General features: G+C 54.3%; 14 protein-coding genes. 5 read left to right on the top strand and 9 right to left on the bottom strand.

Going from position 1 to position 13,997, the window contains the following annotated elements; all coding sequences use genetic code 11:
* Window positions 1-4 precede the first annotated feature (4 nt).
* The 4 genes from glyA to M0644_RS04090 all read right to left on the bottom strand — a co-directional run bounded on the left by glyA (window position 5) and on the right by M0644_RS04090 (window position 5,801).
* A complete protein-coding gene (gene glyA, locus M0644_RS04105) occupies window positions 5-1,282 on the bottom strand; it encodes a serine hydroxymethyltransferase (protein WP_286626709.1) in 1,278 nt (425 codons plus the stop codon).
* Window positions 1,283-1,348: 66 nt separating this feature from the next.
* On the bottom strand, window positions 1,349-2,494 hold the full coding sequence (locus M0644_RS04100; protein ID WP_286626707.1) for a CO2 hydration protein: 1,146 nt from the start codon (window positions 2,492-2,494) through the stop codon (window positions 1,349-1,351).
* Entirely contained in the window at window positions 2,491-3,987 is a 1,497-nt protein-coding gene (locus tag M0644_RS04095) for an NADH-quinone oxidoreductase subunit M (RefSeq protein WP_286626706.1), read from the bottom strand. The genes M0644_RS04100 and M0644_RS04095 overlap by 4 nt, the downstream gene beginning before the upstream one ends.
* On the bottom strand, window positions 3,972-5,801 hold the full coding sequence (locus M0644_RS04090; RefSeq protein WP_286626705.1) for an NAD(P)H-quinone oxidoreductase subunit F: 1,830 nt from the start codon (window positions 5,799-5,801) through the stop codon (window positions 3,972-3,974). The genes M0644_RS04095 and M0644_RS04090 overlap by 16 nt, the downstream gene beginning before the upstream one ends.
* Before the next feature lie 99 nt (window positions 5,802-5,900).
* Between M0644_RS04090 and ggt the strand changes: the two genes are divergently transcribed.
* Window positions 5,901-7,628, top strand: coding sequence for a gamma-glutamyltransferase (ggt, locus tag M0644_RS04085; RefSeq protein WP_286626704.1), 1,728 nt, complete (start codon window positions 5,901-5,903; stop codon window positions 7,626-7,628).
* A 9-nt stretch (window positions 7,629-7,637) separates the two neighbouring features.
* Complete coding sequence (locus M0644_RS04080; protein WP_286626703.1) at window positions 7,638-8,222, top strand: L-threonylcarbamoyladenylate synthase; 585 nt, start codon at window positions 7,638-7,640, stop codon at window positions 8,220-8,222.
* Here the strand turns inward: M0644_RS04080 and M0644_RS04075 are convergent.
* From M0644_RS04075 to M0644_RS04060, 4 genes are all read right to left on the bottom strand, one after another.
* The gene (locus M0644_RS04075) at window positions 8,219-8,404 is read right to left on the bottom strand and encodes a hypothetical protein (RefSeq protein ID WP_011057956.1); all 186 of its coding nucleotides are present in this window, start codon (window positions 8,402-8,404) and stop codon (window positions 8,219-8,221) included. The two genes, M0644_RS04080 and M0644_RS04075, sit on opposite strands and share 4 nt — an antisense overlap.
* Before the next feature lie 71 nt (window positions 8,405-8,475).
* Window positions 8,476-8,913, bottom strand: a complete 438-nt coding sequence (locus M0644_RS04070) for a DUF29 domain-containing protein (RefSeq protein ID WP_286626702.1) — start codon at window positions 8,911-8,913, stop codon at window positions 8,476-8,478.
* Window positions 8,914-8,929: 16 nt separating this feature from the next.
* A complete protein-coding gene (locus M0644_RS04065) occupies window positions 8,930-9,379 on the bottom strand; it encodes a DUF29 domain-containing protein (protein WP_190278211.1) in 450 nt (149 codons plus the stop codon).
* A 34-nt stretch (window positions 9,380-9,413) separates the two neighbouring features.
* Window positions 9,414-10,217, bottom strand: a complete 804-nt coding sequence (locus M0644_RS04060; protein WP_286626701.1) for an inositol monophosphatase family protein — start codon at window positions 10,215-10,217, stop codon at window positions 9,414-9,416.
* Window positions 10,218-10,291: 74 nt separating this feature from the next.
* On the opposite strand from M0644_RS04060, the gene proB reads away from it, so the two are divergent.
* Window positions 10,292-11,401 (top strand): glutamate 5-kinase, encoded by a 1,110-nt coding sequence (gene proB / locus M0644_RS04055; protein ID WP_149818394.1) that lies wholly within the window; start codon window positions 10,292-10,294, stop codon window positions 11,399-11,401.
* A 166-nt stretch (window positions 11,402-11,567) separates the two neighbouring features.
* A complete protein-coding gene (locus M0644_RS04050; RefSeq protein WP_190278210.1) occupies window positions 11,568-12,575 on the top strand; it encodes a GntR family transcriptional regulator in 1,008 nt (335 codons plus the stop codon).
* Between the two features lies 1 nt (window position 12,576).
* Here the strand turns inward: M0644_RS04050 and M0644_RS04045 are convergent, their stop codons facing one another.
* Window positions 12,577-12,756: a hypothetical protein gene (locus M0644_RS04045; RefSeq protein WP_149818392.1), complete on the bottom strand. Its 180-nt coding sequence runs from the start codon at window positions 12,754-12,756 to the stop codon at window positions 12,577-12,579.
* A gap of 392 nt (window positions 12,757-13,148) precedes the next feature.
* Here M0644_RS04045 and M0644_RS04040 point away from each other — a divergent pair, with 392 nt between their 5' ends.
* Window positions 13,149-13,919: an RNA methyltransferase gene (locus tag M0644_RS04040; protein WP_286626698.1), complete on the top strand. Its 771-nt coding sequence runs from the start codon at window positions 13,149-13,151 to the stop codon at window positions 13,917-13,919.
* Window positions 13,920-13,997 lie beyond the last annotated feature (78 nt).

Raw genomic sequence — 13,997 nt, 5'->3', positions numbered from 1 at the left:
CCCCTCAGGCTAGCACTGGTTGCGGCAATTGCAAGTGGGGATAGAGGGGAAATTGAGCACAGAGGGCAGCCACCCGCTCGCGGCAGCGGTTTTTAATCACCTCATCCTCGGGGGCATGCAGGCGATCGCTAATAATTTCGGCGATTTCCGTAAACTCAGCCTCAGTGAAGCCACGGGTTGTCAACGCTGGGGTTCCTAACCGCAGACCACTGGTGACAAAGGGAGAGGCAGGGTCAAAGGGAATCGTATTTTTATTGGTGGTGATATTGATTTCCCCCATCAGGCGATCGGCCTCTTTGCCCGTTAGATTTACCGATCGCAGGTCAATCAGCATCAAGTGGTTATCGGTGCCCCCAGAGACAAGGCGCAGTTGTCGCGCTTGCAGCCCCGCAGCGAGGGCTTGGGCATTGCGGATCACTTGGCCAGAATAGGCTTTGAACTCGGGCTTAAGGGCTTCACCAAAGGCCACCGCCTTAGCGGCAATAACGTGCTCCAATGGCCCCCCTTGGGTACCGGGAAAGACGGCTTTATCGAACTTTTTGCCCAACTCTTCATCACGGGTAAGAATCAGGCCGCCGCGAGGGCCGCGCAGGGTTTTATGGGTGGTGGTGGTGACCACATCGCAAAGGGGCACCGGATTGGGATGGTGACCTGTGGCAACCAAACCGGCAATGTGGGCAATATCGGCCATGAGGTAGGCCCCCACTTCATCGGCAATTTGGCGAAACTCGGCAAAGGGAATGACGCGTGGATAGGCGGAATAGCCGCAGATGATCAGCTTAGGACGGTGCTGCCGCGCCAAATCCCGCACCTGGTTCATATCGAGGCGTTCTGTTTCAGGATGGACACCGTAGTGAACGACGTTAAACCATTTACCAGAAACGTTGACGGGGGAACCGTGGGTGAGATGGCCACCGTGGGACAAGTCCATCCCCATAATCGTGTCGCCGGGATTGAGCAGTGCCAAAAAGACGGCAAAATTGGCTTGGGCACCGGAGTGGGGTTGCACATTGGCGTGGGCGGCGGCAAAGAGTTCCTTGGCGCGATCGATGGCCAGTTGCTCTACTTCATCCACAAATTCGCAGCCACCGTAGTAGCGTTTACCGGGCAATCCCTCGGCATATTTGTTGGTGAGAACTGTGCCTTGAGCGGCCATCACCGCAGGAGAAGTAAAGTTTTCGCTGGCAATCAGTTCAAGGTGTTGCTGCTGCCGCTGGATTTCCCGCTGTACCATTTCAGCGACCAAGGGATCCGTTTGCGCAAGCCAATCAATATGGGTCATTTTATTGTCGATGGAGGGAGATGAACTGCCTTACTATCTTATCGCGGATCGCTGCCTGAGCCTTGGTTAGTTGCTCAGTTGCACGTTCCAGAGTCGGGAGGTTTCGAGGCGATCTAGCCACGTTTCGTAGAATGCCCGATTGGCGGCTTGCTCTTGGGGGTCAGTGGTCGTCCAAGGATAGGGGGCAAGGGCGGTGATTGCCGCTGTGGTGACGCAAAACATTGATTTTTGGAAGGTTTGGCAAATTTTCACGCGCAGATCGTCTTCCCCTCGGCCTTGGCGACGATAGAACTCTAAAAGATAGGGAGGGAGATAGTGGCGCATATCCTGCATGAGCAGTGTGGGAGGAATACCAGCCGCACCCGTGGGAATGGGATCCGCAAACAGGGCGCCATAGCCAAATTCGGCTTGATCGCGGGAAATTTGTTGCGCTTGGGCATTGAAAGAAATGAGGCCAAAGAAGGGGGTACCCCGCAGGAACACCGCTTCGACATAGGGAATGGCGGTGTCAGCTAAAAAGGTAAGACCAGCGCTAGCCGGCAGAATATCGTAAGTTTGGCCGTGAATGGTAACGCTGTAGGTAATGGGGCGATCGGCAGCCGCAATCAGTCCCGCGCGAATATGATCTACGACATCGGGAATGCTGCGAATCTCACCCGCATCGTAGCGATCGCTCAAGGTGAGAAAGATGGGATACATCACCGTCCAAAACTGCCCCAAGCCACTGTAGTAGCAAAGCATCCGCACTGTTTCCAGCAAAAACTCTGGAAAAAGCTGGTTCACGAATTGCATCAGGGGATTGCCCCGCAGTTTAGCGGCGATCGCCTTGGCCGCCAATTGCCGAAATTCTGCCGAATCAAGGAAGGCATCAAGACCGCCGCCCCCATGCCACATCATGGCACGCATACAGTATTCGGCGTATTCGTAGTTAATGCGGTCGTGCCACCAGTGGCGCAGCAGCTTGGGAATGGTAATCTCACCGTTGAAGTATTTGAAAAAGGGAAAGAGCACCAGAAACTGCCGCTGACTAATGTCACAAAGATTTTCGGCATAGGCCTTGAGCACCACCCCATAGCTTTTGAGGATGCCCACCACTTCCATCACATGGGTTGGCGTATCCGGTAACAGGGCTTGACCATTCAGCAACCGCTCTAGGATGGCGGTACGCAGTTCTTGATGCAGGGAGGTTGGAGCAGCAGTAATCAGGGTCATGGTACGGGCAGCGTAGCAACAGCAGTGGTGAGAAGGCTAACGGTGGTTTCACTCCAATGGATCAGCCAGTTAGGAACAATCCCTAAGATCAAGATTAGCGTGGCTAATAGGAGGCTCGGCAGGCGATCGCCCCACGCCACGGGCGGCAAATCCGTCAATTCATTGGGCAAACGACCAAAAAAGACGCGGTTCACCAGCAAGAGAAAATACACTGCCGTTAAGCCCGTCCCCACCATACACAGGAGTGTTTGCACTGGGAAGGTGAGGAAACTACTGCGGAAGATCAGGAACTCCGCCACAAAGCCCACCATGCCGGGGATACCGCCACTGGCCATGACACCGACAATCATCAGGCTACCAATCAGGGGCAACCCCCGCTCAGGGTTCAGCAATCCCCGCAGTACCTCAATGTTGCGGCTGCCAGTTTTTTCATAGACAACCCCCACCAGCAAAAAGAGGAGGGCGGAAATTAAGCCGTGGCTCATCATTTGGGCAATAGCCGCCAAAATACTCAAGGGAGTGGCAGTGGCAGTGGCCAAGAGAACAAACCCCATGTGCCCAATGGAACTGTAGGCCACCATTTTTTTCATATCCGTTTGGGCGATCGCCATTAGGGAACCGTAGAGGACACTGACTACCGCCCAAGTGGCCAACCCCGGCGCCAAAACTTGCCATGCCTGCGGGAATAACTGCACGCCAAAGCGCACTAGCCCATAGGTACCCAATTTCAGGAGTACCCCCGCCAGCAGCACAGAAATCGGCGTGGAAGCTTCAACGTGGGCATCGGGTAACCACGTATGGAAGGGCACGAGGGGAATCTTGATGCCAAACCCCACCAAAATCAGCCCTAGCAAAACCAGCTGTGAACTGAGGGGCAGGGGGGTGGATAACTGGGGGTCAAAGTCAAAGGAGGGGGCATGGGCAAGCCACACCAGTCCTAGGAATCCGGCTAGAAGCAGCACCCCAGAAATGGCCGTGTAAATTAAAAACTTGGTGGCCGCATAACTGCGCCGTGCCCCACCCCAAATCGCAATCAGAAGGTAGAGGGGAATCAACTCCAATTCATAGAAGAGGAAAAAGAGCAGCAAATTATCGGCCAAAAAAGCGCCACTGACACCCGCATTCAACAGCAGTACCAGCGGGTAATACAACCGCGGACGGGGCAGATTGACAGAAGTGGCCAAGAGGGCAATCAGCGTCAGGAAGTTATTTAAGACCAATAGCGGCAGCGACAGGCCATCCACGCTCAGGCGATAGCTCAAGCCCAGTGGCTCCAACCAAGGAATCACCTCGGTTAATTGCGGTGCTGCATTGGCGGGGTCAAATAGACGGGCGATCGCGAGACTGACGACAAGGGCGATCGCCATCACGACAGCGGCTAAACTGCGGTAGGTGCGTCCCAGACTTTCAGCGGGTAACAGGCTGAGGGCAAGGGCACCGAGTAAGGGCACCCAGAGAAGGAAACTTAACAGCGGCATTACAGTAATAGCCATGCGATCGCCCCCCCAAGAATTGCCACACCAATAAACACCAGCAGCAAATAGGCTTGGGATTGACCACTGGCACTGTACTTGAGCAACTCACCCCCCACAAGGGATGCCACACCCGTTGTATTCACAATGCGATCCACAATGTGGCGATCCACCCAAGCGCTGAACTGCGAGAGCGATCGCACTGCCCAAACCACGGTATAGCGATAGAGTTCCTCAATGTAAAGATCGTAGGCTAACAGATCCTGCACAAAGCGCAAGGGCACCTTGATCGGACGTGTCCACTGGCGTTTGAGGGTGACAAAGCCCCCAAGGAGAATTCCAGTGAATCCTGACACCACAAGCAGAACCACAATCCACCAATCAATCGTTGTCGGTAACAACTGCACGCGCTGCAAGATAAAGGGCACCAGCACATTCAAAATACTCAGGGTGACCATTGGCACTGCCAGCGGCCAAGGCACTTCAGGGGCACGGCGGGTTTTGGGTTGAGCAGGCCCCAAGAAGACCAAGCGAAAGACACGGGTGAGGTTGACCGCCGTTAGGGTATTAACCAGCAAAATCAGACCCACCAAGCCAAGCTGGGTTTGCCAGTAGTAGTCAATGCCGCGATAAAACGACCAAAAGGCACCCAAGGGCAGACAGCCAATTAGGGAGAGACCGCCAATCACAAAGGCTGAACTTGTAGCTGGCATCCGTCCGCCTAAGCCCCCCAATTCCGTCAAATCCTGACAGTTGGTGGTCATAATCACACTGCCAATACTCATAAACAGCAGTGCCTTGGCGATCGCGTGGGTGAGCAATACAAACAGGGCAAAATCTGTCCAGTTGGTGCCGACACCAATAAACACCAACCCCAGATAGGCGCTCGTCGAGTGGGACAGTGCCCGTTTAATGTCAATTTGGGCAATGGAAACAAGGGATTCACTGATGGCTGTGACTGCCCCAATCAGGATCAGCGCAATGTTTGCCCCCGGGCAGGCCACCAGAATCGGCTGTAGCTTAATGAGAATATAGGCACCCGCCGCCACCACCACTGAGTTGCGCATAATCGAAGCGGGGTTGGGCCCTTCCATCGCTTCATCGAGCCACAGGTGCAAAGGCACTTGAGCACATTTACCCGTGGGACCTGCAATCAAGGCTAAGCCCAGTAAAAAGCCCCAACCGTCTGGTAAATTGGCGTCTTCTGCCCATTGGTAGAGATTGGGAAAATCATAACTCCCCGCAAGGCTGCCGACAGCGACTACCCCCATGAGGAGTAAGATATCCCCCACCCGTTTGGTGAGAAAGGCATCCCGTGCTGCTTTGACCACAAGGGGCTGAGCATACCAGAAGCCAATCAGCAAATAGGTCGAGAGGGTCAGCATCTCCAACAGGCCATAGCTCAGGAGCAGCGAGTTACTGATCGCAATGCCACTGAGGGCCGCCTCAAAAAAGCCCATTAAGGCAAAGAAGCGGGCCATACCCCAGTCCTTTTCGAGATAACCCAGGGCAAAAATCTGGGCGAGGATACTCAGGCCCGTCACCAACTCCATAGCCCCCGTGGTGACACTGTTGATGAGCAATGAAAACGAGAGATCGAGTCCCGGTGCCTGTAGCCAATGCCAAACAATCGTTGCGGTGGCGCCACTGCGAGTTTGTTGCAATAGGAAAAAGCCATGCACAAAAGCAACAACCGTCATCAGCAGATTGAAATAGGCTGCGGGTCGAGGCCCGGTGCGCCGCACAACACCGGTGGCCCAAGGCAACGTCAGGGCTGCACCCACTAAGCCATAACAGGGCACCCACCAACTGGTTTCTAACAGTGAATTTGGCATGGCAAAAATGAACCTTGGCGGTTGAGGACGTTTGCAATACTGCTCTCTTCGTGTATTTTACAGGCTGGGGTTCCGCAGCAGTTTTGAGCCAAATCAATCATGGGGCAAGGATTCACTCTAGGGAAGGTTGAGCAATGGGGGCGATCGCCCTTCCTCGCTATTGTCCTAGCGGTAACGTTTTTTGCCGCCCCACCCGCCCCAGCTCAAACGATTAGCCAGCGGGGAATGGTGACAGCAGCTCAACCCGCAGCAGCAAAAATAGGAAGAGACATCCTCAAGGCAGGGGGCAATGCCGTGGATGCAGCCGTGGCAACCGCATTCATGATCGCCGTCGTTGAACCCTATGCCGCTGGGATTGGTGGCGGTGGCTTTGCCCTTGTGTATCACGCCCAATCTCAAACCCTGCGTGCCCTTGATTTTCGGGAGCGTGCCTCCCTGCAAGCGACACCAACGATGTATCTCAACGCGAAGGGAGAGGTGATTCCCCGCGCCAGTTTGGATGGAGTCTTGGCCGCAGGCACCCCCGGCACCGTTGCTGGCTTAGCCGCTTTGCACCAGCGCTATGGTCAACTGCCTTGGTCGCAGGTGGTGGCACCCGCCATTCAGGCTGCCCAACAGGGGTTTGCGGTTACCCCACGTTATCAGCAGTGGGCAACGATGCGCCAAGCCGTTCTGCAGCACGATGCTACCGCCGCGCGCATTTTCCTCAGGGATGGCCAAGTTCCCCCCTTGGGCACGGTGATTCAACAGCTAGAGTTAGCAAAAACCTTGGGGGCGATCGCCCGCGAGCCGCGCAGCTTTTATGAGGGTTGGATTGCCAGAGCGATTGCCGAGTTTATGGCGCAGCAAGGGGGCAAGATCACCCTAGAGGATTTACGAACCTATACCCCCGTTTGGCGAGAGCCAATTTGTGGCACCTATCGTGCGTTTCAGGTCTGTTCGATGCCACCCCCCTCTGCTGGTGGCGTTGCCCTTGTGCAAATGCTCAACCTCTGGCAACTGTTGCCCCCTGCTTCTACCCCCAGCGATCGCGGTCACTACCTAGCCAGCGTCATGCAAATTGCCTACGCCGATCGCGCCCGTTACCTCGGGGATAGTGACTTTGTGCCGGTGCCGGTCACGACCCTCACCCATCCTCGCTATGCCCAACAGCGGGTTAGCGAAATTCTTCCCCGTCGTGCCCGTCCCCAACGTGCTGTGAGTGCCGCAACCCCAATTCAACTTGCAGAGTCAGACAACACCAGTCACCTGAATGTTGTCGATGCCCAAAGAAATGCCGTTAGCCTAACCTTTACGATCAATGGTCCCTTTGGGGCGGGTGTGGTGGTGCCGCAAACGGGGATTCTCCTCAACAATGAAATGGATGATTTTGCCATTGCCCCCAATCAACCCAACCTCTTTGGTGTGGTTGGTATTCAATCAGAAAACGCCCCCCTAGCCAATGGCATCGAACCGGGCAAGCGTCCCCTTTCGAGCATGAGTCCAACAATTGTGCTAAAGGATCATCGCCTCAATATGGTTTTAGGCTCCCCCGGCGGCAGTCGCATTATTACAACTGTGCTGCAACTGTTTCTGAACGTCGTTGATTTAGGGCAGGATGCCGCCACCGCCGTTGCCCGTCCCCGCATTCATCAGCAGTGGGCGCCGGATACCCTCTTTGTCGAGCCAACGATTCCAAGTTCTTGGATTCAAACGTGGCAGCAGTGGGGCTATCGGGTAGAACAAAGCCGCCCTTGGGGGAATGCCAGCTTAATTCGCGTTTTGGATCAGGGACAATTGGAAGGGGCAGCGGATCCTCGGGGGGAAGGAGCTGCCATGGGTTGGTAGAGGAGAAATATGGCACAGGTGAGTATGGCCGCCTTAGTCGCCGCAGTGCGAGCGGGCCATTGGTTGATTAGTTTTCCCACCGATACGGTGCCCGCCTTGGCCAGTCGGTGCGATCGCGGGGAATTGATCTATGCTGCCAAGGAGCGCCAACTGGCTAAACCCTTGATCCTCATGGGTGCCAATCCTGAGCAACTCTGGCCCTTTGTGCGCGGTAGTGCGGCTGAATGGGAGCAGTGGTCTGCCATGGCGGCGCGTTATTGGCCGGGAGCCGTGACCTTGGTGTTGCCCGCTGCTGAACTTCCTGCGGGTTTGAACCCCCTAGGTACAGGCACGATTGGCTTGCGGGTTCCCGATTGGCCGCCTGCCCAAGCCCTCCTCGAGCAAACAGGACCATTGGCCACCACCAGTATTAACCGTTCAGGTCAGCCGCCACTCATTGAATGGGGGGCGATCGCCTGTGAGTTTCCCCAAGTGCTGACGCTCCACCCGTGGCAGTTACCCCCTACCCCCCCAGAACCTTCAACCGTCGTGCAATGGCAATCGGGGGAATGGTACGTCCTGCGCCAAGGGCGAGTGCAGATTAAAACACCCTAATACTGGGAATCAATTTCCCCAGAGGCGACCCGTTCGAGGAGTTCCTGTAAAATTTTTTCCTCTTCTTCGGAAATTTGGCCATCGGAAAGCACTGCGTCAATAATTTGGCCATGCTCTTCGAGGGTAAGAATTTTATCTTCTAGGGCTTTTTCCACTAGAGCTTTAATTTGGGCTGTATCCATACTGCGACTCCACGTCGTCACTGCCAGTATAGCCTTGATGCCATGAGTATGCTTCAGAACGCTGAAGTTTTTTACTTCGTGGCAGGAAAGTCGGGATCAAAGAGTTGCCCCAGTGTATAGGGGCAGGTTTCAGGGAGATCTGAGTAGTCCAAGGGGGTTTCACGCACCACTAAATCTTTGCCAGATTCATAGGCCTCAGCGATCGCCTGGGGTAAGTAGGGTTGCAGGCTGGGGTTTTGATGGATCAGTTTCTGCACAGCTCGCCGTTGTTCGCGAATGGTTGCTCGCCAGCTTTTACTGCGTTTTTGCGGCTGATAGTCCCACTTCAGGAGATGTCCAATGAGAATCCCGAGGCGATTTTCTAGCTCCCGACGCTCCTGCCGTCCCAAGGCTTCGATTTCCTCTACTAGGTGGGCAATATCAAGATGGCCAAAGTCGCCTGCCTTGAGCAACTTCGCCTGCTCTAGGCTCCAAGCATAAAAGTCCGTGTCATACAGAGGAGAGGTCATGGCCTTTGATGGTGAACTATTCCGTGGGATACAAATCTCGCGGGAAGTCTGGGTCAAGCAATTGTTCTAGGGTATAGGGACAGGTTGGGGGTAAATCTGGATAGTCTAGGGGCGTTTCCAAGCACACTAAGTCGAGTCCTGCCAAATAGGCTTTGGCGATCGCCTTCGTTAGATAAGACTGAAGGCTAGGATTTTCCTCCAATAAATCCTTAATCTCGCGTCGTTGCATCTGAATCGTGACTCGCCAACTTTTACTGCGTCTTTCTGGCTGATACTCCCACTTCAGCAAATGCCCAATCAAAACACCGAGGCGGTTTTTTAGTTCTTGCCGCTCCTGCCGTCCCAAGGCTTCGATTTCCTCTACTAGGTGGGCAATATCAAGATGGCCAAAGTCGCCTGTCTTGAGTAACTTTGCCTGCTCTAGGGTCCAAGCATAAAAGTCGCTTTCATAAAGATTGCTTTGCATGATTTTTGATGAGCAGATCCCCTCCAGCTGCATTTTAGATAATGTACGCCGCAAAAAATTGCCCCAAGCTAGGACTAGCACTCACCAGTGTATGGAAGATGCGACTGCCGGCTTCCTGCCCCGGCTGAATGGGAAACATTCTTTGCCAAGGTTCTGGCGGGTCTAACCATTGCCAGTGGGCACCAGCAGCATGGACAATCGGCCAAGCGGGGGCAACATCCCAAATGCGAGGTGTGCGCTCCACAGCACCGAGGGTATAACCCGCAGCAACGGTCAGCAAGTTGTAACTGGCGGCTCCTAACATGCGAATTTTGCAGGGGAAGGAGCGCTTGAGCACATCGGTACTGCGGGCACAAAGACTAAAAAACGTCTGCAACGTTGGCTCACTGACCTTAACGCGAATGGGTTTCTCATTCAAATAGGCACCGTTGGCATGGTCAGGGGCTTGATAGAAGCCATGAAACGTCTGCTGAAAGCCGGGAACGTGCACATAGCCAAATACGGGTGTGCCTTGGTAGAGCAGACTGAGGGCAATACACCAAATGGGCAAACCATGACTATAGTTAGTCGTGCCATCAATGGGATCAATGATCCAACACCACTGTTCACCACCGTAGGTATGGTTGCCCTCTTCACTCAGACAGCCGTGGTGGGGAAAGCGTTGTTGCAGCATTTCGGTGATTTTCTGATCGGCCCAAAGGTCGGCGCGGGTAACAAGGCTGCCATCGGCTTTGCGATCGCTGGGGGATTCCCCTGCCCACTCCAGCAAACGGGGGGCAACCACCTGTTGAATCTGTTGACAGGTTTGCAGCACCTCAGACCAAAACCCTGAGTTCATTGGCTGTCTCCCACCGCGATACAATGAGCACGTCTGATCCTATACCCACTGGTCAATATCCGTCCCGACTCCCCATGGCACAAACACTGGTCGTCAAAATTGGCACATCGAGCTTAACGGGGGGTAAAGAAGGAAATCTGGCCTTGGCCACTATTGCCCAACTGGTGGAGGTCTTGTGTCACTGTCAACGGCGGGGCGATCGCGTGGTACTCGTCTCCTCTGGGGCGGTGGGTGTGGGTGCTGTGCGCTTGGGCTTAACAGAGCGTCCCCAACAATTAGCCCAAAAACAGGCGGTGGCAGCAGTGGGGCAGGGACACCTAATGCGCATGTACGATGATCTTTTTTCAGTCCTGCGCCAGCCGATTGCCCAAATCCTCGTGACGCGGCAAAATTTTGTGGATCGCCAGAGCTACCTGAATATCTACAACACGTTCCAGGCGCTGTTTGAACTGGGCGTCATCCCCATTGTCAATGAAAACGATACGGTGGCGGTGGATGAACTCAAGTTTGGCGATAATGATACCCTCTCAGCCCTTGTGGCGAGCCTTGTAGAAGCCGATTGGTTATTTTTGCTCACGGATGTCGATCGCCTCTACTCAGCAGATCCGCGCATTGATAAAACAGCCGTTCCCATTGAGCGGGTGGTCTCCTTAGCCGAGTTAGCCCAAACGATTCAAATTGGTGCTGCTGGCTCCCCTTGGGGTACCGGGGGCATGGCCACCAAAATTCGGGCTGCCGAGATTGCCACCGAAGCTGGCGTACGCACTGTCATTACCGATGGGCGATCGCCCACCAACCTGCTAAAAATCCTTGCGGGTGAACCCTTGGGCACCCACTTTGAACCTCGTCCCAAAACCATCAATGCCCGCAAACGCTGGATTGCTCGTGCCCTCATTCCCAAAGGCGAGTTGTGGCTCGATGAGGGTGCCGTTAAGGCCATTACTGTGGGTGGCAAGTCTCTTTTGGCAGCAGGCATCACCCGTGTTGCAGGGGAGTTTCAAGCCCAAGATGCCGTGAAGCTCTGTGACCCCACAGGCACTGAAATTGCCCGTGGCCTTGTCAACTACAACAGTGAAGAAATCCGGCGTGTGCAGGGGCAACAGTCCAGCGAACTAGCCAAGATCCTCGGCTATGCCGCTGCCGATACAATTGTCCACCGCGACAACTTGGTGGTGACCCTGTAACCGTGCTTTATCGCCCCAAAAAGAACGATCGGTAGCAAGTGCGGTAAAATTACTCACTAACTGTGACGGTTTATGCAGCGATTGGGGGTAGGTTTTGCATCTGGCATAGCCACACCAAGGAGGGCGTATCCCTCTAGGACAGTACCTGATGGGCGAAAGGACACGTATGGTTCAATTCCACATCCAACCAGATAGCGAAATTCCTGCTTCAACTCAGCTCTTTAATCAAATTAGTTTTGCGATCGCTGCACGGCAATTTCCGCCGGGGTATCGCTTGCCCAGTACGCGGCAGCTGGCCATGCAAACTGGATTGCACCGCAACACGATCAGCAAAGTTTACGAACGCCTTGAAGCTGCTGGTTTAGTCGTGCCCCAAGTGGGGTCGGGCATCTATGTGCGTGCCCTCGGCCAAGAGGAAACCCGTCCTCGCCAACGCCGACCCGCTGTTGTGCCTGTGCACCGCATTGTTCAAGAAAGCGTTGATACCCTCCTCGAAATGGGCTATTCCCTAAGTCAAATTCGCGAGTTATTCCTTGCGGAGATTGATGCCCGCCAAAAAGCCGGGGTGAGGGTTTTGGTGACGGTGCCCCGCCACGATCAAGGGGCTGGCGAACTGATTGTTCAGGAACTGCAACAACTGCTGCCGATTCCCGTCGAGCTGATTTTTCTTGAAGACTTAGAAACCGTCCTTGATGGCGATACCTCTGCAACTGTCGTTACCGTGCGCTATTTTGCCAGCATGACGGAAGCCATCACCCGCGATAAGGACGTGCGAGTATTTTTCATCGACATCTACAACTACCAGCGGGAACTGGAAGTGGTACGGCAATTGCCGAAAGGCTCCTGCTTGGGGTTGGTCAGCCTCAGTTCCGGTACCCTTGGTGTCGCAGAGGTGATGATCCACAGTTTGCGGGGGGATGAGCTACTCTTGGTGACGGCTCAAGCCAACGATAGCTATAAGCTCAATGCCTTGGTGCACCGTGCCCATACGATCATTAGCGATCGCGCCAGTGGGGAACGGGTCAAAGCAGCCATTGCGGCGGCCCGCCATGAGTTGATTCGCATCCCCCGTCTCATTTGCTGCGAAAGCTACATTGATCCGCAGTCGGTCGAACTGCTGAAACGGGAAATTGGTCTGACGGAAGATCTCCCCCTCGAAGCTAAAGCCTCTTGACTCAGGGATTGAGATCATTCAGGCTATGGGACAATTGCACGGTGATTGCCTGGTTTTTTGCTTGATTGTGCATTGCATCCAGTTGTAGGTTCGTAAGATAACCTAAGCCAGCGGCTAGACCACAGTACAGGAGGCCGACGGCACTGAGTTTTGGCCAATGCAAGCTCATAAAACGCCACATGAGTTGACTCCTCGTTGACAGAACCACACCACATAAATCAAGACCCCTGCTGCCAGCCCAAAACCCAGCCCTCTTCACAGGGATGGAACACAGTTAAAACGATGAAAGTCTCTATAGGAGAGAAGCCCCCTTTGTGTCCCCCATGTTTTAGAACAGGACTGTACCTAGGAAATCTCTGGAGAACTTCCTAAGCAAGGGAACGCGGTTTGCGAGTAGGGGTCACACCTAAAAAGTTATTTCCAATTCTACTGATTGCGCTAAGAACCGTACTAAGCGTGTTACAGTTATTAAATTTTATGAAATATGCAGCAAAGTCCTGAATTTGTAAGGACTTGAGAAAGATTAAAGAAGTCTTCTAAAATCATCTAGAAAATGTTAATTATTTTTTTATTTTGGCTCAGCCAGCAAGCGTGGATACCCTGCCTTTGGTACGCATTGTGCTCGTTGAACCCCAAGGGGAGATCAATGTCGGCAGCATTGCCCGGGTGATGAAAAATATGGGGTTACAGCAGTTGTGGATTGTCAGTCCCCGCTGTGATCCCAAGGGAGAGCTAGCCCGTCGCTGGGCGGTTCATGCAGAGGATGTGCTCCAGCAAGCCAGAATGACGGACTCCCTCGCAACGGCACTGGCGGATTGTCAGCGGGTCTTTGCCACGGTGGGGCGAGATGTGGCGGATTTGGCGTTACCTCTGTGGACACCGCGTCAGGCGGCACCGCAACTGTTGGCTGTCCCGCAGTCGGCACTGGTCTTTGGTCGCGAGGATCGGGGACTCACGAATGCAGAATTGGAGTGTGCCCATGGTTTGGTGCAGATTCCTACGGCTAATGCTTATCCATCTTTGAATCTGGCGCAAGCTGTTGCCGTATGCTGCTATGAGTTGTGGTTGACGGCCTGCGACAGCGCGGGAACTTTTTCCCAAGGGTCTGCCGTCCCCTTTGAGCAGTTGCAGGGGTTTTATGACCATTTAGAGCAGGTGCTGCTCCAGATTGGTTTTTTGTATCCCCATACCGCTGCTAGTCGTATGGCCAAGGTGCGATCGCTCCTCGGGCGCGCCTACCCCACGGCTGCTGAAGTAGCGCTGTTGCGGGGCATACTGCGTCAGGTGGAGTGGGCGATTCAGCACGCAGCCACGATTGCTTCGGACACCTTCCCTCTACAGTAAATGGCATGGTTGCTCAGTCGCGTTCAATGGTTCCGTCCTCTACTCTTTCCTCACTGTCTCGTCCAGCACCGCTTCCTA

Source organism: Thermosynechococcus sp. B1 (assembly GCF_030322985.1).
Lineage (GTDB): Bacteria > Cyanobacteriota > Cyanobacteriia > Thermosynechococcales > Thermosynechococcaceae > Thermosynechococcus.
The sequence above is the reverse complement of the archived record's forward strand: the minus strand, read 5'-3'. Positions and strand labels throughout refer to the sequence as shown.

Bases quoted from the DNA above. Each gene is read 5' to 3' on its own strand.
- M0644_RS04060 (WP_286626701.1), bottom strand. From the start codon at position 10,217: ATGAACTCAGGGTTTTGGTCTGAGGTGCTGCAAACCTGTCAACAGATT.
- ggt (WP_286626704.1), top strand. From the start codon at position 5,901: ATGGGGCAAGGATTCACTCTAGGGAAGGTTGAGCAATGGGGGCGATCG.
- M0644_RS04050 (WP_190278210.1), top strand. From the start codon at position 11,568: ATGGTTCAATTCCACATCCAACCAGATAGCGAAATTCCTGCTTCAACT.
- M0644_RS04095 (WP_286626706.1), bottom strand. From the start codon at position 3,987: ATGGCTATTACTGTAATGCCGCTGTTAAGTTTCCTTCTCTGGGTGCCC.
- proB (WP_149818394.1), top strand. From the start codon at position 10,292: ATGGCACAAACACTGGTCGTCAAAATTGGCACATCGAGCTTAACGGGG.
- M0644_RS04075 (WP_011057956.1), bottom strand. From the start codon at position 8,404: ATGGATACAGCCCAAATTAAAGCTCTAGTGGAAAAAGCCCTAGAAGAT.
- M0644_RS04090 (WP_286626705.1), bottom strand. From the start codon at position 5,801: ATGCCAAATTCACTGTTAGAAACCAGTTGGTGGGTGCCCTGTTATGGC.
- M0644_RS04045 (WP_149818392.1), bottom strand. From the start codon at position 12,756: ATGTGGCGTTTTATGAGCTTGCATTGGCCAAAACTCAGTGCCGTCGGC.
- glyA (WP_286626709.1), bottom strand. From the start codon at position 1,282: ATGACCCATATTGATTGGCTTGCGCAAACGGATCCCTTGGTCGCTGAA.
- M0644_RS04080 (WP_286626703.1), top strand. From the start codon at position 7,638: ATGGCACAGGTGAGTATGGCCGCCTTAGTCGCCGCAGTGCGAGCGGGC.
- M0644_RS04070 (WP_286626702.1), bottom strand. From the start codon at position 8,913: ATGACCTCTCCTCTGTATGACACGGACTTTTATGCTTGGAGCCTAGAG.
- M0644_RS04100 (WP_286626707.1), bottom strand. From the start codon at position 2,494: ATGACCCTGATTACTGCTGCTCCAACCTCCCTGCATCAAGAACTGCGT.
- M0644_RS04065 (WP_190278211.1), bottom strand. From the start codon at position 9,379: ATGCAAAGCAATCTTTATGAAAGCGACTTTTATGCTTGGACCCTAGAG.